17 protein-coding genes are annotated in these 18,508 nt (G+C 65.0%); 6 read left to right on the forward strand and 11 right to left on the reverse strand.

What is annotated here, in order from left to right:
* Positions 1 to 185 precede the first annotated feature (185 nt).
* Positions 186 to 1,796 (reverse strand): NAD(P)/FAD-dependent oxidoreductase, encoded by a 1,611-nt coding sequence (locus tag IVB28_RS06175; RefSeq protein WP_247525142.1) that lies wholly within the window; start codon positions 1,794 to 1,796, stop codon positions 186 to 188.
* Between the two features lie 237 nt (positions 1,797 to 2,033).
* Between IVB28_RS06175 and IVB28_RS06180 the strand changes: the two genes are divergently transcribed.
* Positions 2,034 to 4,313 (forward strand): fused MFS/spermidine synthase, encoded by a 2,280-nt coding sequence (locus IVB28_RS06180; RefSeq protein ID WP_247525143.1) that lies wholly within the window; start codon positions 2,034 to 2,036, stop codon positions 4,311 to 4,313.
* A gap of 100 nt (positions 4,314 to 4,413) precedes the next feature.
* On the opposite strand, the gene IVB28_RS06185 is transcribed toward IVB28_RS06180, so the two are convergent.
* Both IVB28_RS06185 and IVB28_RS06190 read right to left on the reverse strand, forming a co-directional pair.
* Complete coding sequence (locus tag IVB28_RS06185) at positions 4,414 to 5,397, reverse strand: glycerophosphodiester phosphodiesterase (RefSeq protein ID WP_247525353.1); 984 nt, start codon at positions 5,395 to 5,397, stop codon at positions 4,414 to 4,416.
* A gap of 73 nt (positions 5,398 to 5,470) precedes the next feature.
* Positions 5,471 to 6,247: a L,D-transpeptidase gene (locus tag IVB28_RS06190; protein WP_247525144.1), complete on the reverse strand. Its 777-nt coding sequence runs from the start codon at positions 6,245 to 6,247 to the stop codon at positions 5,471 to 5,473.
* Between the two features lie 304 nt (positions 6,248 to 6,551).
* On the opposite strand from IVB28_RS06190, the gene IVB28_RS06195 reads away from it, so the two are divergent.
* Positions 6,552 to 6,875 (forward strand): hypothetical protein, encoded by a 324-nt coding sequence (locus IVB28_RS06195; RefSeq protein ID WP_247525354.1) that lies wholly within the window; start codon positions 6,552 to 6,554, stop codon positions 6,873 to 6,875.
* 49 nt (positions 6,876 to 6,924) lie between these two features.
* Here IVB28_RS06195 and IVB28_RS06200 read toward each other — a convergent pair whose 3' ends face one another.
* Both IVB28_RS06200 and IVB28_RS06205 read right to left on the reverse strand, forming a co-directional pair.
* Complete coding sequence (locus tag IVB28_RS06200; RefSeq protein WP_247525145.1) at positions 6,925 to 7,686, reverse strand: ABC transporter permease; 762 nt, start codon at positions 7,684 to 7,686, stop codon at positions 6,925 to 6,927.
* Entirely contained in the window at positions 7,683 to 8,606 is a 924-nt protein-coding gene (locus IVB28_RS06205) for an ABC transporter ATP-binding protein (RefSeq protein ID WP_247525146.1), read from the reverse strand. Before IVB28_RS06205 ends, IVB28_RS06200 begins: the two co-directional genes overlap by 4 nt.
* A 284-nt stretch (positions 8,607 to 8,890) precedes the next feature.
* On the opposite strand from IVB28_RS06205, the gene IVB28_RS06210 reads away from it, so the two are divergent.
* Positions 8,891 to 9,607, forward strand: coding sequence for a hypothetical protein (locus tag IVB28_RS06210; protein WP_247525147.1), 717 nt, complete (start codon positions 8,891 to 8,893; stop codon positions 9,605 to 9,607).
* Here the strand turns inward: IVB28_RS06210 and IVB28_RS06215 are convergent.
* Positions 9,604 to 10,782, reverse strand: coding sequence for a cytochrome P450 (locus IVB28_RS06215; RefSeq protein WP_247525148.1), 1,179 nt, complete (start codon positions 10,780 to 10,782; stop codon positions 9,604 to 9,606). The genes IVB28_RS06210 and IVB28_RS06215 overlap by 4 nt on opposite strands.
* Before the next feature lie 16 nt (positions 10,783 to 10,798).
* The gene (locus IVB28_RS06220; protein ID WP_247525149.1) at positions 10,799 to 12,007 is read right to left on the reverse strand and encodes an ABC transporter substrate-binding protein; all 1,209 of its coding nucleotides are present in this window, start codon (positions 12,005 to 12,007) and stop codon (positions 10,799 to 10,801) included.
* 108 nt (positions 12,008 to 12,115) lie between these two features.
* On the opposite strand from IVB28_RS06220, the gene IVB28_RS06225 reads away from it, so the two are divergent.
* The 3 genes from IVB28_RS06225 (at position 12,116) to IVB28_RS06235 (ending at position 14,905) form a co-directional block, all read left to right on the forward strand.
* The gene (locus IVB28_RS06225) at positions 12,116 to 12,595 is read left to right on the forward strand and encodes a MarR family transcriptional regulator (RefSeq protein WP_247525150.1); all 480 of its coding nucleotides are present in this window, start codon (positions 12,116 to 12,118) and stop codon (positions 12,593 to 12,595) included.
* 172 nt (positions 12,596 to 12,767) lie between these two features.
* The gene (locus IVB28_RS06230; protein ID WP_247525151.1) at positions 12,768 to 13,709 is read left to right on the forward strand and encodes a LysM peptidoglycan-binding domain-containing protein; all 942 of its coding nucleotides are present in this window, start codon (positions 12,768 to 12,770) and stop codon (positions 13,707 to 13,709) included.
* Between the two features lie 380 nt (positions 13,710 to 14,089).
* Entirely contained in the window at positions 14,090 to 14,905 is an 816-nt protein-coding gene (locus IVB28_RS06235) for an aspartate dehydrogenase (RefSeq protein ID WP_247525152.1), read from the forward strand.
* 4 nt (positions 14,906 to 14,909) lie between these two features.
* Here IVB28_RS06235 and IVB28_RS06240 read toward each other — a convergent pair whose 3' ends face one another.
* The 4 genes from IVB28_RS06240 to IVB28_RS06255 form a co-directional block, all read right to left on the reverse strand.
* Positions 14,910 to 16,214 (reverse strand): sorbosone dehydrogenase family protein, encoded by a 1,305-nt coding sequence (locus tag IVB28_RS06240; protein ID WP_247525153.1) that lies wholly within the window; start codon positions 16,212 to 16,214, stop codon positions 14,910 to 14,912.
* A 140-nt stretch (positions 16,215 to 16,354) separates the two neighbouring features.
* On the reverse strand, positions 16,355 to 16,564 hold the full coding sequence (locus IVB28_RS06245) for a hypothetical protein (protein WP_247525154.1): 210 nt from the start codon (positions 16,562 to 16,564) through the stop codon (positions 16,355 to 16,357).
* A 240-nt stretch (positions 16,565 to 16,804) separates the two neighbouring features.
* Entirely contained in the window at positions 16,805 to 17,431 is a 627-nt protein-coding gene (locus IVB28_RS06250; protein ID WP_074116704.1) for an isoprenylcysteine carboxylmethyltransferase family protein, read from the reverse strand.
* Positions 17,432 to 17,457: 26 nt separating this feature from the next.
* Positions 17,458 to 18,489 (reverse strand): NAD-dependent epimerase/dehydratase family protein, encoded by a 1,032-nt coding sequence (locus tag IVB28_RS06255; RefSeq protein WP_247525155.1) that lies wholly within the window; start codon positions 18,487 to 18,489, stop codon positions 17,458 to 17,460.
* Positions 18,490 to 18,508 lie beyond the last annotated feature (19 nt).

The raw sequence follows: 18,508 nt of genomic DNA on the forward strand, positions 1-18,508 counted from the left end.
TGGCGGGCGAGGTCGTTTTTGGCGAGCGTTTTCACAGGCTGTCCGCAGCTTGCCGCGACGCTATCCACCCGCTTTTCCCGCAATTGTCCGTGCGATTTTCCACCGACTTTTCCAGGTCTTTTCGAGTTCTGTCCAAGCATTCTCCGCGGCCCTTTCGACAGCTTGTCCACAGTCCATCCACAGGCCTATCCACGGCTTCCGAACAGCGACCGGTGATCCCTCAGGATGGCCTGCGCGGCGTTATGGCCGGGAGCGCCGGTGACGCCGCCGCCGGGATGGGCGCCCGAGCCGCAATGATAGAGGCCCTTGAGAGGGCCGCGATAGTCAGCGTGGCCGAGCATCGGCCGCGCCGAGAACAGCTGGTTCAAGCTCAGCGCGCCGTGGAAGATGTCGCCGCCAAGCAGGCCGAACTGCCGTTCGAGATCGAGCGGGGACAGGATCTGGCGGCCCAGCACGCTCGCCGCAAAACCCGGCGCGTATTTATCAACCGTCGCGATCATGAGATCGGCGACCTCGTCGCGATGGCCGTCCCACGACTTTCCGTCCGGGAGCTCCGGCGCGACGTGCTGGCAGAACAGGCTTGCGACATGCTTTCCCGCGGGCGCCAGCGTGTCGTCGAGCGTCGAGGGGATCAGCATCTCGACCACTGGCTCCCGACTCCAGCCCTGCGCCCGCGCATCGAGCCACGCGCGGTCCATGTAGCCGAGGCTCGGCGCCAGGATGATACCGGATGAGAGATGATCGCCTTCGCCCGGCAGCGCCGTGAAGGAGGGCAGGCGGTCCAGCGCCACGTTCATGCGGAAGGTGCCGGAGCCGTTCCGCCAGTGCCGGATACGCGCGAGGAAGTCCGCAGGCAGGGCATCGGCCGCGACCAAATGCGTGTAGAGCAGCTTTGGATTGACGTTCGCCGCGACATATTTGGCGCGGATGGTTGAGCCGTTCTCCAGCACGATTCCGACGGCGCGGTCGCGCTCGACGATGATCTCACGGACGCCCGCGTCGGTGTCGATCACGACGCCGCGGTCGCGTGCCGCGCGCGCCATTGCCTGCGTGATCGCGCCCATGCCGCCGATGGCGTGGCCCCAGACACCCTTCTTGCCGTTCACCTCGCCGAAGGCGTGATGCAGCATCACATAGGCCGAGCCGGCGGCGTAGGGGCTCGCATAGTTGCCGACGATGGCGTCGAAGCCGAACAGCGCCTTGACCAGATCATGCTCGAAGCGCTCGTCCAGCATCTCGCCGGCCGAGCGGGTGAAGAGATCGAGCAAGCTGCGGTTCTGTTCCAGCGTGAGGCCGCGCAGGAGGTTGGCGGTCTTCCAGGCGTTGACGCCTTCGCGGACGGCCGCTGCGCCAAAACCCTCGACGAGGTTCGGCGGCGCGCGGAGCACGAACTGCCGCAGGACGTCGGCGATGTCTTCCAGCTCACGTGAAAATCCCTCGATCGCAGCCGCGTCATGCGCGCTCAGCCGCGCGACTGATGCCTGCGTCCGTCCCTCGCCGGTGAGGAGATAGCTCGCATCAGGTGCGGGCAGGAAATTCTGGGCGCGCCTTTCGACGATCCGCAAGCCCTGCTCGGCGAGCTTGAGATCACGGATCACCTGCGGATTGAGCAGGCTCACTGTGTAGGCCGCGACCGAATTGCGGAATCCCGGGTGAAACTCCTCCGTGACCGCCGCACCGCCGACCACCTTGCGGCGCTCGACCACGCGCACGCGCAGGCCCGCCATCGCGAGATAGGCCGCGCAGGTGAGGCCGTTATGGCCAGCGCCGATGATGACGACGTCGGTTTCGCTCATGGTCAGTACAAGTCCAATCCACCGTCACTCCGGGCGTGCGGAGCGCGAGTAGGGTGCGGGGGTCCGCACTTGAGATTCTCGAGGTTCCGGGTTCGATGCTTCGCATCGCCCAGGAACGACATCTGTATATCAGGCATTCCTCACCGCAACATCACGGCCCCCTTTATTGCCCGTTCAGGCGCCTTATGCTCCATTGCGCCCGTCCGGCGCCCGCCGGGAATGTTTGCCGGAGCGCTCATGGATTCGATCGTGCAACCTGCCGCCGCGGAGCAGCCGTTTTCGTCGCGCAACCGGCTGCTGCTGACGGTCTACACCGCAGCGATTTTCGTCAGCGCGCTTTTGCTGTTCTCGGTGCAGCCGCTGTTCACGAAAATGGTGCTGCCGCGGCTCGGCGGCTCGCCGGCGGTGTGGTCGGTGGCGATGGTGTTCTTCCAGTCGCTGCTGCTGGCGGGCTACGCCTATGCGCATCTGTTGATGCAGGTGAAAAACCGCATCGTTCCTGTGGCGGTGCATCTGGTGCTGCTGATCGCAGCCTTCGCCACGCTGCCGCTCGGCATCGCCTCCGCCTATGGCGAGCCACCCGCTTCGGGCTATGCGTTCTGGCTGCTCGGCCTGTTCGTGGTCTCGATCGGTCTGCCGTTCTTTGCGCTCGCCGCCAACAATCCGCTGCTGCAGGCCTGGTTCGTCCGCACCGGTCATCCCGCCGGACACGATCCCTACTTCCTCTACGCCTCCTCCAACATCGGCAGCTTCCTCGCGCTGTTGTCCTATCCGTTCCTGCTGGAGCCTATGTTCACGCTGCATACGCAGAACCGGTTCTGGACCGCCGGCTATGGCCTGCTGATCCTCCTGATCGGCGCCTGCGGTGTGCTGTTGTTGCGCTCGCCGAAACTGGCAGAGGTCGATGTGCGGGCCGAGGACGCACATGCGCCGGCTCCCGGCTTCGTGACGCGTCTGCGCTGGATCTTCCTCGCCGCGGTGCCGTCGGGCCTGCTCATCGCGGTGACCGCGCACATCTCCACCGACGTCGCGGCGGCGCCGCTGCTATGGGTGCTGCCGCTGTCGCTGTATCTGCTCACCTGGGTGGTGGTGTTCCAGTCGCGGCCGCTGTTGCCGCACAAATGGATGCTGATGCTGCAGCCGGTCGCGATCGCGGGCGTCGTCGTCCTGCTGGCCTTCGGCGGCGAGCAAAATCTGCTGCTGACGCTCGGCGGTCACCAGCTCTGCTTCTTCGTCATCGCCATGGCGTGCCATGGCGAGCTGGCGCGGACCCGGCCGGCCGCCAAATATCTCACCGGCTTTTATGTCGCGCTGTCATTCGGCGGCATGGTCGGTGGCCTGTTCGCGGGGCTGCTCGCGCCGTTCACCTTCTCGTGGATCGCCGAATATCCGATCCTGATTGCGTTCGCGGCATTGTGCCGGCCGCCTGCGAACGAGCGGCTGGCGGGCCTCGTCAAATGGTATTGGCTCGCACTCGCCGCGCTCGCGGTGGCGCTCGTTGTGCCGTCCTATACCGCGGGCGGTCTCTCGACCTGGTTCGAAGATCACCGCGTCTGGGTCGCCGGCAGCGTCGGCGTGCTCGCAGCGCTGCTTGCCCTGGTGCTCAACGCCGGCCGCTGGAAGATATTCGCCACCGTCGCGCTCGCGCTGGCGCTGATCCGGGTCTATCCGGCGGACGAGGGCCGCGTCACCACGGTGCGTAGCTTCTTCGGCGTGCACAAGATCGTGGTGACGCCGGGCGGCTATTTCCATGTGCTGATGCACGGCACCACCATCCATGGCGCCGAACGCTTCCGGAACAATGACGGCACGCCGGTGACCGGCCGGCCCGAGCCGATCACCTATTATCATAAGGACGGCGGCATCGGTCAGGCCGTCAGCGCGATCCGCGAGCGCAAGGGCGCAGCTCTCGAGGTCGCCGCGATCGGCGTCGGATCTGGCACGCTCGCCTGCGCCGCCGCGCCTGGCGAGGACTGGAAATTCTTCGAAATCGACCAGTCCATGGTCGATGCCGCGCGTGACCCCAAAAATTTCCGCTACATCTCAAGCTGCATGCCGGACCTGAAACCGGTGATCGGCGATGCGCGCCTCACCTTCGCCAAGGAGCCCGACGGCGCCTACGACCTCATCATCGTCGATGCCTATTCGTCTGATGCGATTCCGATCCATCTCGCCACCGAAGAGGCGATGAAGATCTACAAAGACAAGCTCGCCCCGCACGGCGCCGTGGTCATGCACGTCTCCAACCGCCACCTCGATCTCGAGACCGTCGTGGTCGGCATTGCGGATGCCAACGATCTCAAGAGCTGGGTCTTCAACGAGGATTCCGGGCGCGATGGTGACTACATTTTCTCGACCGACGTCGTCATCTCCGCGCGCGAGGATGCTGATATCGGCCGGCTCGCCGCCTCCAAATCATGGGAGCAGACCGAAGCCGACGACAGGGTGCGGGTCTGGACCGACGACTATTCCAACATCCTGGGCGCGCTGTATCGGCGCTTCCGGGACGGGGAGTAGAACGCCGTCATGCCCGGGCTCGTCCCGGGCATCCACGTTCTTCGCGCCGCGGGGCAAGGCGTGGATGGCCGGGACAAGCCCGGCCATGACGATGCGGATACTACGGCTCCACCAGCGTTCCCGCCGGCAGCGCAATTCCCTTTTCGCCGGCGACCTGCCGCAACAGGTCCGGCCTGTCCGAAATAATGCCATCGACGCCGAGCTCGATCATGCGCGCCATGTCTTCGCGCTTGTTGACCGTCCACACCACCACGCGCAATCCGACTCCGTGGGCCTCCGAGACGAGCGCGGCGGTCACATCGCCGAAATAAGGCGACCAGATCGCACCGCCCGCCGCCTTGATCGTCCGCGGCAGCGAACCGCCGTGATCGGCCGGGCTGAAGCCCGCCGTCCAGTTGGTGGCCTGGTCCAGCGCCACTGTCTGGCCTGAGCCGCGCTGGAGCGTCAGGTACACCGTCGGTATCTCCGGAGCCTGCTGCTGCACGAGCTGCAAGGTTCTCCAGTCGAAGGACTGGATCATGACCCTGTCGGAAAACGTTTCGGCCTCGATCAGTCCCAGCAGCTTCGCGACAAAGGCTTGCGGATCGAACGTCTCGTCCGGACGGTTCGGGTCGATCTTGGTTTCGATGTTCAAGCGCACACGCAAATTGCCGGATTTTCGCACCAGAGTGAAAAGCTCGCTCAAGGTAGGAATGCGTGTCCCCGGCATGGCACGCTGGTCGGGGAATTGTTTCGCATAGGCGCTGTCCGGCCGGATCTGGCCGACGTCATAGGCCCTGACCTCGTCGAGCCGCAGTTTTACCAGGGGTGTGCCGGGTGCGGCCACATAGGCTCCGCGCGCGTCGCGTGCAAGATCAGGATTGATCCCGCGCTCATGCGAGACGACGATCTTGCCGTCCGAGGTCACCCCGACGTCGAGCTCCAGCGTGTCCACGCCCATCGACAGCGCGTTGGCGAAGGCCGGCAGGGTGTTTTCCGGCAACAGCGCCCGCCCGCCGCGATGCGCTTGGATGTCGAAGGCCATGGCCTGTCCCGCCATCAGAACCGAGAACGCAGTCACAACGGTCGCGGCACGTGATGGCATGGTGCCTCGAGGTGAAATCTGTTTGTTCGTGTTAATCGGCGAGAGAGGTCGATAGCGACCGGGGATGGCCGCGTCAGTTCTGATAGTAATAGCCGCGAGGCTGATAAACCTGCCGGGGCTGGTAGTAGGTGCCCTGCTGGCCATAGCCCTGATTGTAATATTGCTGCTGCTGCTGCTGATAGACCTGCGCGTCGTAGAGCGGGCGGTTGCCGCGCGGCGCGGGATAGCGTGCGCCGGTGTCGCTGCCGTCGGCGGGATAGATGTAGTTGTCGTCCTGCGGCAAGTAGCGGCGGGCGGGCTGCGCCGGCGGCGTCAGGTTCACCGGATCGCCCGATGTGGCGAATTGCTCCTCGGCGGGCGGCTGCGGAGCCCGCGCCACCGCGGTGTTGGCGCGGCCGCGCGGATTGCGGGCCAGCGCCACTTGTGCCGAGCCGGTCAGCGTCACCGTGGTGTTGAGCACGCCCTGCTGCTGCACCAACGCATAGAGCGTCGAGGCATTCTGGCGCGACAGCCGCACGCAGCCGTGCGAGGCGGGCGAGCCGAGACGGCCGACCGAGTCCGTGCCGTGGATGGCGTGCCCGACCTTGGTAAAGAAGATCGCGTGCGGCATCGGCGCGTCGTCGAATTCCTTGGAGTAGTGATCCTCTTCCATCCGGAAGGTACGGAAGGCGCCGTTCGGCGTCTCGCGCGAGGGGATGCCGGTCGACACCGGCCAGTGATAGCGCACGGCGCCGTCAACGGCGACGGTCATCTGCTGATTGTCCTTGTCGACGGTGATCTCGACCTTGGCTTGCGCGGTGCCCGCGCTCAAAAGCATCAGGGAGGTGAAAGCAATAAAAAACGAACGCATCTGACTTCTAGCCTCCGGCCTGTTCACGCTAGGCGCCGCGGCTCTCCGTCCCCGGCGTGCACTATGCCTGCAACCCGGCTTTCGTTCCAGCGGCCTGCCCATCCATCGTTAACGGGACGCCCGGCGTAAGCAAGGCCGCTTTGTGCCGCCAAGCCAGGGGCTGCGCTGACATTTTCGCGAGCAGGATGCGTCCACAACGCCGACAATTCGTCACAACGGCGCAACCATTTGGCCGCTGGGCGCGTTGACAATGCCCTGCCTCGATCGGCGCTTTCCGCTGCCGGTTTTACCTTTGGGAATGAAGATGAACAAAGTTTGCGTCACCGCCGCGTCACGGTCGGCTGGTCTGCCTTTCCGTTTCCTCTTCGCCGCCGCCGCCGTTCTGGCCGCCCTGTCCTGTTTGCCCCAGCCTGGCCACGCCCAGGGCATCGTGCGCGGCGCCCAGGAAGGCTCCTATGAAGGCAATCGTATTGCCGGCCCGGTGGGCGGTGCGGTCGGTGGCGTCGTCGGTGCCGGTGTCGGGGGCGCCGTTGGTGCGGTCGAGGGTGTGTTCGGCATTCCCCATCGCGGCCACCGTCGCTGCCGCGGCTATTACGACGGGTACAACCGCTTCCACTGCTATCGGTAGCTACGGGCGATTCCGGGGGCCGCGCGCGACCCCGGAATGACGGCCGGGATCAGTTCTTCAACCGATATCCCGTGCGGAAAATCCACCAGATCACGACGAGGCAGATCACCAGGAAAGCCGTGGTCATGCCCATGCTGACGGACACGCTGACATCCGCGATCTCGTAGAAGCTCCAGCGGAAGCCGGAGATCAGATAGACGACCGGGTTGAGCAGCGCCACCGTGCGCCAGGTGGGCGGCAGCATGTCGATGGAATAGAAGCTGCCACCGAGGAAGGTCAGCGGCGTCACCACCAGCATCGGGATCATCTGCAGCTTTTCGAACCCATCGGCCCAGATGCCGATGATGAAACCGAACAGGCTGAACGTCACCGCCGTCAACACCAGGAAGGTCAGCATCCAGACCGGATGCTGGATGTGCAGCGGCACGAACAGACCGGCCGTTGCCAGGATGATCAGGCCCAAAATGATCGACTTGGTCGCGGCAGCGCCGACATAGCCGAGCACGATCTCGAAATAGGAGATTGGCGCCGACAGGATCTCGTAGATCGTGCCGGTGAATTTCGGAAAGTAGATGCCGAACGAGGCGTTGGCGATGCTCTGGGTCAGCACCGAGAGCATGATCAGGCCCGGCACGATGAAGGTGCCGTAGCTGACGCCCTCGACCTGGCTGATGCGCGAGCCGATCGCGGCGCCGAACACCACGAAATAGAGCGAGGTCGAGACCACAGGCGAGACGATGCTTTGCAGCAGCGTGCGCCAGGTGCGTGCCATTTCGAACAGATAGATGGCGCGGATGGCGCGGTGGTTCATGACGTCCTCACGAGATCGACGAAGATGTCCTCGAGCGACGATTGCGTCGTGTCGAGATCATTGAAGCGGATGCCGGCGGTACGGAGATCGCCGAGCAGGCTGGTGATGCCGGTGCGCTCGCCCTTGGTGTCGTAATCGTAGACCAGCGTCGCGCCGGCATCGCAGAGCGCAAGCTCGTAATGGCTGAGGCTCTCCGGCAGCGCATCGAGCTTGCCCTGCAGATGCAGCGTCAGCCGCTTCTTGCCGAGCTTCTGCATCAAGGTCATCTTGTCCTCGATCAGCACGATCTCGCCCTTGTTGATGACGCCGATGCGGTCGGCCATCTCCTCGGCTTCCTCGATGTAATGAGTGGTGAGGATGATGGTGACGCCGGACTGCTGCAGCGTGCGCACCACCTCCCACATGCCCTTGCGCAGTTCGACGTCGACGCCGGCGGTGGGCTCGTCCAGGAACAGGATCTGCGGCTCGTGCGACAGCGCTTTCGCGATCATCACGCGGCGCTTCATGCCGCCGGAGAGCGTGATGATCTTGTTGTCCTTCTTGTCCCAGAGCGAGAGGTCCTTCAGCACCTTCTCGATGTGCGCAGGATTCTTCGGCTTGCCGAACAGCCCGCGGGAGAAGCTCACGGTGGCCCACACGCTCTCGAAGGCGTCGGTGTGCAATTCCTGCGGCACGAGGCCGATCAGCGAACGCGCCTTGCGATAAGAAGTCTGGATGTTCTCGCCGCCGACGAGGACCTTGCCTTCGCTCGGATTGGCAATGCCGCAGATGATCGAGATCAGCGTGGTCTTGCCGGCGCCGTTGGGGCCGAGCAGCGCGAAGATCTCGCCGCGCTTGATGTCGAGATTGATGTTCTTGAGTGCCTTGAAGCCGGACCCATAGGTCTTCGACAAATCGGCGACGGAAATGATAGAGGACATGATGGCCGCAGGTCTGAGGGGCAATGCTGGGAGGGGAGGCTGGAACCTGCCAGGAGGGGCGGGTCAGCGGAGCCCTGAGATAGGAATGACCTTGCCCGGCCGCAATCGGCAGGAGAAAAATGGTCCCGAAACAGGCCCTTCCGTGGCAGGTTACGGGCAAGTGTTGCGCGATGGTCACGGCTTGCTGCTAAGATCGCCGTTCACGCGGCTCTTTGTTGCGTCTGCGAGCAGGCCATGGCTACGATTCCGGCCAATCGCGAAGCGTATTCCCAGGGAAAACATCGATGAGACCGAACGGCCGTCACACCGCCGGCGCCAGCCAGTTGTCCGCCCTCCGTGTGTGGGCGATGGGCCTGCTCCTGCTGTCAGCTGTTGCCATGAGCCCGACCACCGCCAAGGCGGCGCCGAGCCAAGCTGCGGCCGCGACCACCCACGTCTATCTGCTCCGCGGCGTGCTCAACATCTTTTCGCTCGGGCTCGACACGATCGGCGCCCGGCTGCAGGCGCAGGGCATCCCGGTGACCGTCGCCAATTTCGTGTCCTGGTCCTCGCTCGCCGATGAAGCCGCGGCCGCCTACAAGGCCGGCCGGCTCAAGACCATCGTGCTGGTTGGGCACTCCTCCGGCGCGACCGCGCTGCCGGACATGATCGCCAAGCTCAACCGCCTCGGCGTTCCCGTGAAACTCGCGATCGGGCTCGACTCCGTGTTCAAGACCAAGCTCTCCACCGGCGCGGAGCGCTACATCAACATCTATATCGGCGACGGCCCCGGCGAGCCGGTGAAGCGCGCCGACGGGTTTCGCGGCAAGCTCGACAATGTCGACGTGCGCGGGTCCGGCGTCGGCCACGTCTCGATCGACAAGAACGAGGCGATCCAGCGCCGCGTGATCGCCGAGATCGACGCCGCAATCATGCGCTCGCGCGCCCCGGCGCCGGTTGCCGAACCCGGCGCGCCGCGCCCCGCGCGCGCGGCGGCCGCGACGGCTCCTGCCAGGAACTAGGCAGCCCTCACCCGCACGGGCATGCTCTGCAGTCCGCGCAGGGAGTTATTGAGCCTGCGCTTCGGCTCCGCCGTGAGTTCGATGGTCTTCACGCGCCTTGCAAGCTCGCTGAAGATCAATTCGCCTTCCAGCCGCGCGATCATCTGACCGACACAGGCGTGGATGCCCGCGCCGAACCCGACATGCCCGGTCGCGGCCCGTTCCAGCTCGAAACGATCCGGCTTGTCCCAGCGGGCGGGATCGCGGTTGGCGGAGGCCATGAACAGCAGCACCTTGCGATGCGCCGGGATCACCCCGCCGCCGATCTCGACGTCGCGCGACGTGGTGCGAAAGAACGTCTGTATCGGTGAATCGTAACGCAGGCCTTCCTCGAAAGCGTTGCGCGCCAGCTCCGGCCTGTGATGCAGCTTGCGATATTCCTCCGGATTGGTAGCGAGCGCTAGCAGGGTGTTGCCGATGCCGTTGACCGTGGTGTCGATCCCCGCCGTGAGGAACGGCCGCACCAGATGCGTCGCCTCGTGCTCGGTGATCTCGCCGTCGTCTGCCGCCTGGTAGATCATCATGCCGAGGCTGTCGGGCCGTAGCGCATCTCGCGCGCAACATTCCATGATCCAGTTCTGCGCCGCCAGGCCCGCCTTGCGCGAGCCGGCCTGAATCTCGTTGTCAGGGCCGAAGCTGTCGAACACGAACGTGCTCCAGGCCAGCAGCTTCTCGCGGCCGTCGGGCCGGATGCCGATCGCATCCGGAAACACCTTCATCGGATAGGCCTCGGCAAGATCGGTCACGGCATCGAACGTTCCGTTGTCGATCAGCTCCGAAACCTTCTTCTCCGCTTCCTTCTGAAACGTCTCCCGCAGCTTCCTTGCGACGCCTGGAGACAGCGTGCGGCCGAGCACCCGCCGGCCCTTGTCGTGATCGGGCGGATCGATCTGGAGCGTCAACGGTTTTGGCAGCGCCGGGTTCATCCCGTGGAGCCCGACGCCCTCGCCACTGATGAAGGTCTTCCAGTCCTTCAAAGCCGGCTCGACCTCGGCATAGCCGGCCATGGCCCACACCCCGTAACGCTCCAGCGCGAACGCGGGACCGAGTGCGCGCAGAGCCTCATAGGCGAGATAGGGATCCATCAGGAAGTCAGGTGCGAACGGGTCGACCGGACTGGATGAAAGGCCGCTCATGGTCTGCTCCCAACGGCTATTGCTTCGCCAGCGGGCACTGACCGTCGCCCTCGGAGCGGAACGCGTCCTCGCCCTTGATCGTGGCGACGACCTTCAGCAGATCCCAGGTCGAGGTCGACTCGTCGGGCGCCTTGACCTGCAAGAGGTAGAGCGGATGGATCTTGCGTCCGTCCTTGCGAATGTAGCCCTTGCCGAACAGGGGATCGTCAGTCGGCAACTCCTTCATCGCCGCGACCACCGCCTTGCCGTCCTTGGCGCCACCGGCCTTGTCGACGGCCTTGAGATAGTGAATGACCGAAGCATAGACGCCGGCCTGCATGTCGTTCGGATAGGCCTTCGAGGGAATGCGTTCGGCGAAGCGTTTGGCGAAAGCGCGCGTGCCGTCGTTCAGATCCCAATAGAACGGATTCATGATCTGGGCGCCTTGCGCAAACTTCAAGCCGAGCGAGGGCAGGCCGTTCATGCCGAGGATCAATCCGACCAGCTTGTGGTCCTTGGTCAGCCCGAACTCGGCGGCCTGCTTCATCGAGGTGATGGTATCGTCACCGGCATTGGCGAAGCCGATGACGTTCGCGCCTGACGCCTGGGCCTGGAGCAGGAATGAGGCATAATCCGCTGTTCCCAGCGGGTGCCGCACGCTGCCGAGCACCTCGCCGCCGGACGCTTTCACGGCTTCCGCAGCCTGCTTCTCGAGGTCGTGACCGAAGGCGTAGTCGGCGGTGATGAAGAACCATTTCTTGCCGCCCTGCTGCACGATCGCCTTGCCGAGACCGCGCCCATAGGCATAAGTGTCGTAGGTCCAGTGCACGGTGTTCGGCGTGCATTTCTCGCCGGTCAGCAGCACCGTTCCGGCGCCCGATCCGACGAAGACCTTGTTCTTCTCGGCGCTCATGCCGGCCACGGCGAGTGCGATCGACGAGTTGGGAATGTCGAAGATCGCATCGACACCCTCGTTCTCGTACCAGCGCCGGGCGATACCGATGCCGACATCCGTCTTGTTCTGATGATCGGCTGCGACGACCTCGACCGGCTTGCCGGCAGCCTTTCCGCCATAGTCTTCGACCGCCATTTTGGCGGCAACGACCGAGCCGATGCCCTGATAGCTCGCGAACGGACCCGATTGGTCGTTCAGGATGCCAATCTTCACCACGTCCTGGGCGAATGCCGGTGCGGCCGTCAGCATCGCCGCCAACATGAATAATTTGTGCAGGAATTTACTGTTCATTGTGTCCCTCCCGTGGGCGGTCTTGGTGCCGCTGTTTAATAGTTATATTTTATAGCTATTTTCCAGGGTGTCAATTCGGCCGGCTGATGCCGCCGCGGATCGAGGATGATGAGCGCGAAAGCAGTAAGACCCGGAGCGAAGCCCGCTCCGCCATCGGAGACGTCGCTGGACCTGCGCGCCCTGCAGCGGACGCCCGGCTTCATGCTGCGCCTCGCGCAGCTGAAGTTCTTCGAGGGCTTCTACGAGGAGTTCGCGGCGTTGGGCCTGACGCCGGCGACCTATGCGATCCTGGCCATCATTCGCGACAATCCCGGCGTTCCCCCCAGCAGCCTCGCCAGCGTGCTCCGCCTGCGCCTGCCGAACCTGATCAAGATCCTGAACGAGCTCGAATCGACCGGCTTCATCAAGCGCAGTCGCTCGAAGTCCGATCGCCGCGCCGTCGAGCTGATGCTGACGCCAAGGGGCGCAAAGCTCATTCAGGACGGGGCAAGGCTGACGGAGCCCTACAATCGGAAGATGCTGGTCCCGCTCACGGAGGCGGAGCAGCGTACGCTGCTTGAATTGCTGAACCGGATTCTGCCGTTGTAGCCCTTCGCGGCCGAGCTGAGGCCGATGGTGGCAAAGTCCGTGACGCCCGCGATGGGCGGCAGGTCGGCGGGCCGCCGGGGGAGGCAGCCGGTTCCGTGCCCCAAAATCCACCCAATCGGTGGTCACTAAGCCCCGGAGGGGCCATTGCCTCGGTGGTGGGACTGCTGGACTGATGATTGATCTGAGGCGACTCCTCGCGCTGGCAGCCGTCGCACTGCTCGCCTTGGGCAGCGGCATGGCCGCTGCCTCGCCCGCCAAGACGAAGCCCGCTGCGGCCGCACCCGCCGCGCCGCCGCCGCCACCGTTTGAGCCATTGGCGCCGCCGAAAATCTACCTGTTCCGTGGCGCCATGGGGCCGTTCTTCTCGACCGGCATGGACCGGCTGGAAGAGAAGCTGACGCAGGCCGGCTTTTCGGCCAACGTCTATGAATTCACCCTCTGCCGTTTCATCGGCAACCGCGTCATCGCCAGTTACAAGGAGAAGGCGGCGCCGATCGTGCTGATCGGCCACTCCATGGGCGGGCTGTGCTCGATCGTCATCGCCGAGATGGCGGCCAAGGAGAACATCCCGATCAGTCTCGTCATCGCCATCGATCCGGCGCATGCGACCGGCGACGTGCCGCTCAATGTCGAGCGCTTCATCAACATCTTCCTGTCCGACAGCGTGCTCGGCGGCGGCGACGTCGTCGCGGTCTCCGGCTTTCGCGGCCATTACGCGAGTTACGACCTGAAGGAAAACGCGCGGGTCTCGCACATCAACATCGAGAAGTCCGACGACATCCACCGCCAGATCGTCGAGATGGTGACGCAGTTGCCGCGCATTCCGCCGCAAACCCAGGCCAATGCCGTGCCGCTGCGCTATCTGGTGCCAGCGGATACGCTGGTCGAGTTGTGGGACAGTGGCGTGCGGCTGCCGGTGCGCCGCGGCGACACCATGGAGAGCATCGCCGCCGCCAATCGCGTGCCGCTATGGACGCTCGCGCAGAGCAATTCGCTGCCGGAAAACGCGCAGCTCACCCCAGGCCAGACCATCATCGTGCCGCGCCATCTGACACCGCCTGAGCCGGCAGCCGCGATGGCGACGCCGCCGTCTCCGCCGGCGGGGCGGAAGTAGCTCTTCGGCTCTAAAGCATGATCCGGAAAAGTGCGCAGCGGCTTTCCGGAAAGATCATGCTTAAACAACAACCTAAAGCGCGATGGCGATTCATCCTGATCGCATCGCGCTTTAGCTTGTGCCGCAGGGCACTTTGCATGTGAGAGTGTTTCCTTATGGTCATGCTTCGAGACGCCCGCCTTTGGCGGGCTCTCAGGATGAGGACGGAGTGCGCGGCATCAGTTTTCAGAAGAACCGATGCCGGTTGGCCTCATGCCGGACCGCCGCTCGCGGCCGCACAGCCACGACCTCACCATGAAACTGCTCGAGGCGCGCCTGCGCAGCTATGCGCGGGAAGCGTGAGGGGCTATGACGTGAGCGTGACGAGCAGGTGGGATGCGATGACGGAACGAACCGACTTGCGGGTTGCCGTCGCGGGAATGGGCTCGATCGGCACCAAGATCGCGACAGCGCTCGATCAGGGCATAGAGGGCTTGACGCTGTCGGCCGTCGGCGTGCGCGATCGCGCCAAGCATCAGGCTTTCATCAATAGCCTGCGTCACCCGCCGCACATCTTGCCGATCGGCCAGCTCGGCGACGCCGCGGACATCGTGGTGGAATGTGCGCCGAGCAGCCAGTTGCGCGCGATCGTCGAGCCCGCAGTGACGCGCGGCAAGGCCGCGGTCGTGGTCAGCGTCGGCGGCCTGCTCGACAATTTCGATCTCGTCGATTTAGCCCGCGTCCATGGCGGCCGCATCATCGTGCCGACCGGCGCGCTGATCGGGCTCGATGCCGTCAACGCCGCCGCGGTCGGCACCATTCACTCCGTGAAGATGGTGACGCGCAAGCCGATCGAGGGGCTGAAGGGCGCCCCGTTCATCGTTCAGAACAACATCGACATCGACAATCTACGCGAGCCGCTCAAGCTGTTCGAGGGCACGGCGCGCGAGGCTGCCAAGGGCTTTCCGGCCAATCTCAATGTCGCGGTGGCGCTGTCGCTCGCGGGTGTCGGGCCGGATCGCACCCAGGTGCAGATCTGGGCGGACCCGACCGTGACACGCAACGTTCATAGCATCGAGGTTGAGGCGGATTCGGCGCGTTTCTCGATGGCAATCGAGAACATCCCGTCCGAGAATCCCAAGACCGGCCTGATCACGGCGCTCTCGGTCATCGCGCTGCTGCGCAAGCAGCGCGCCACGCTGTGCGTCGGGACGTGAGCTCTTAGGCGCCGGTGACGCGCCAGATCACGTTGCCGACGTCGTCGGCCATCAGCAGCGACTTCTTGTCCGGACCGATCACGACGCCGACCGGGCGGCCGTAGGATTCCTTCTCGTCAGGGGACAGGAAGCCCGACAGGATGTCACGACCGGGGCCGGAGGGCTTGCCGTTCTCGAACGGAATGAACACCAGCTTGTAGCCGGACAGTTTGCTGCGATTCCACGAGCCGTGCTGGCCGATCACCATGCCGTCGGGGAAGCCCGGCAGCGTGCCCGCCGGCATCCAGCACAGGCCGAGCGAAGCGGTGTGGCCGCCGAGCGCGTAGTCCGGTTGAATCGCCTTGGCGACCAGCGCCGGATCCTGGGGCACGCGGTCGTCCACCGTCTTGCCCCAGTAGCAATAGGGCCAGCCGTAAAAACCGCCGTCGCGCACCGAGGTGAGATAATCCGGCGGTGTCTCGTCGCCGAGCCCGTCGCGCTCGTTGACGACAGTCCAGAGCACATTCGTATTCGGCTCCCAGGCAAGGCCCACGGGATTGCGCAGGCCGGCGCCGAAAATGCGATGCGTGCCGGCGACGAGGTCGAGTTCGTACACCGCGGCGCGGCCCTGCTCGACCTCCATGCCCATCTCGGCGATGTTGCTGAGCGAGCCGACGCCCGCATAGAGCTTCTTGCCGTCGGGGCTTGCGAGCAGGCTGCGCGTCCAGTGCCCGCCGGGCTTGAAGGTCGTGAGCCGCGTGCCCGGGGCGGTGATGCGGTCGGCGCCCGCGACATAGGGAAACGCCATCACGCCGTCGGTGTTGCCGACATAAAAGGTGTCGCCGACCAGCGCCATGCCGAACGGCTGGCTGAGGTTTTCCATGAACGCGCCGCGATGTTCGGCGACGCCGTCGCCGTCCTTGTCGCGCAGCAGCGTGATGCGATTGGCGGAAACGCCGAGCGCCGCGGCGCGCCGCATCGTTGCCTGCATCGCATAGTGAAACACGGACCTTGGTGCGCCCGCGATTTGCGTCGCCTCCGCGATCAACACGTCGCCATTCGGCAGCACCTCGATCCAGCGCGGATGATCAAGACCGGCCGCGAACGCATTGACCTTGAGCCCCGGCGCGGCCGTCGGCTTCTGTCCCTCGCTCCAGCCGCGCGCGGTCGGCATCTTCAGCGTCGGGATCGCACCTTGCGGCTTCGCTTCGGGAATGGCGGGCTTCTCTCCCCAGGCCGGCGCTGGCTCGGTGCCCGTCAGCTTCCGCCATTGCAGCGCGGCGCCGCCGAGGACTGCGACGAACTGCGCGAAGATGCTGGAAAAGGTCATGAGGAGCCCCTGTTTGCGCGCGCATCCAACTGGCTGACGGCGCCCGCGTCAACCGGTGCGGCGCGCCCGCGGGGTCTATTCCCGCGGAATGGCAGCCGATCGAATTTGCATGGGACGAACGCCGGCGGGCTTTGTCCGCATCAGCGGCGGATCTGCCGCTCCAGCCGCCGCGCCGCGCGAAAATCGTCAAGATGATGGAGGTTCGGCGCCAGCGCGGCCTCTTTGGACAGCAGATGATAGACCCGCGCCACCGTGCGCTGCTTCTGCTTCGGCCGCCCAGGCGGCAACGTCCGCGCCTTGCGGACGGCGGCGATCGCGTGCTCGCGAAAATAGTCGTAGGCGTCCGACATGGCTCGATGCTCTGCGGTCGATGGCAGGTATCGAGGGCTAACGGGCGGGTGCAGCGGCGGTTCCTTGGTGGATCGTGCGCTCGTGCCCCGGACGCAGCGCAGCGCGCCTTCGCGGTGCGCTGCAGAGCCGGGGTCCATCTCACCGCCATGCGAAGTGTCGCTATGGGTCCCGGCTCTGCGCAGCAGCGTTCCACGCTGCAGCGCGTCCGGGACACGAGAGTGAGGCGAGCTGCTACGCCTCTAGCGCGGCGACAGGAACGGAATGATCATCGGCACGCGGCGGCAATAGGCACCGTAGGCGTCTTCGCCGAGCTCCTTCGACAGGAACACTTCTTCCATCCGGCCCTTCTGCCACATGCCGAGCGAGATCAGGATCGCGCCGAGGATCGCGGTCACTGTGCCGACCGCGATGCCGGTGGCGAGCATGCCGGCGATCAGGCCGGTGTAGATCGGATGGCGCACGATGCCATACGGGCCGGTGTCGATGACGCGGTGGTCTTCCTTGTGGGTGATGGTGTTGGACCAGAACTGTCCGAGATGCAGCCGTCCCCACCAGGTGAAGGAGATTCCGGCAAGCACGATCAGCGCCACGATGTAGACGCCGGCATTGCTGAACACCCAGAGCGGCTTCTCACCGAGCACTTCCGCGGTCCACGGCGTGAACAGGATGCCGCCGACCAGGATCGGAATGCGATAGCGGCCGGACTCCAGCGTCATCACCTGCTTTTGCGTACGACCTTGCCAGAACGAGGCGCCGACCCAGCTGGCGAGCCAAGCGAGCCAGATCAAGGCGAGCAGTTGCGTCGGCCAGGTCGTGGTCCAGCCACCCCAGGCGACAGAGAGAAGCTTGCTGAAATCGAAGGACATGAAGGTTCTTTGCGTTGGGCGGCGGCTCAGCTCGCGCGCGAGGACAGGGCGTGATGCTCGATGGCGCCGGAGGGCTGCCGGCCGTTGCGGGCGAGCAGATGGGTGACGGTTTCGCGCAAGACAGGCTCGATCGGGCGCGGCGAATAGCCGAGTTCGGTGCGCGCCTTGCCGATCGAGAGGTCGCTGGCGGCGAGTGCGATGCGCACGCCCTCGGCGGTGCCGTTGGGCGGTCGCCGCGTGACACGATCGGAGATGTATTCGAGCATGATCGCGGAGAGCTCGGCGATCCTGCCGGGGACGGCGACCGGAAACTGTCGGCGGCCGCTCATCGCCGACATCATCCGCAGGATGTTGCCGAGCGGGACGCAGTCGCCGCCGAGGATGTAGCGCTGGCCGAGGCGGCCGCGCTCCATGGTCAGCACCAGGCCCATGGCGACGTCGCGGACATCGACGAGGTTGACCAGAAAGTTGAGATGCGGCTGCACCTTCTTCTGGAGGAAGTACCACAGCATCGCCGTCGGCGGCGTCAGGCTGTGGTCGGCGGCGCCGATCGGCATGGTCGGCGTGCCGATCACGAGCGGAAAGCCGTTGGCCGCAGCCTTGGCGGCATGATGCTCGGCGAGCGACTTCGACCGCGTATAGGCGCCCGGCATCGCATCGGCCGGCTGCAGCGCCTCTTCGGCGGGAGCGCCTTTGAGGTCGGAATAGGGGAACAGGATCGATTCGGTCGAGCAGTGCAAAAAGCGCGACACGCCGCGCTTCATGGCGGCCGCGAGCACGATCTCGGTGCCTCGGCAATTGACGTCGTGAAAGTCCTGCTTGTTGGCGACCCACATGCCGGGCAGGCCGGCGAGATGATAGACCTGATCGACGCCCGCGATGGCGGCATCGACCGCGGCGCCGTCCAGCACCGAGCCGTGGACATGTTCAACGTCCGCGTTCGCCGCTGCCGGCGCACGGACGTCGAGAACACGCACCCGCTGCCCACGGGCGCGGAGCGCTTCGACGAGATGATGTCCGATGAAGCCACTGCCACCGGTAACCAGGACGAGAGCCATGCAGAAGGTTGCTGTTTCG

This window comes from Bradyrhizobium sp. 199 (genome assembly GCF_023073355.1).
GTDB lineage: Bacteria > Pseudomonadota > Alphaproteobacteria > Rhizobiales > Xanthobacteraceae > Bradyrhizobium.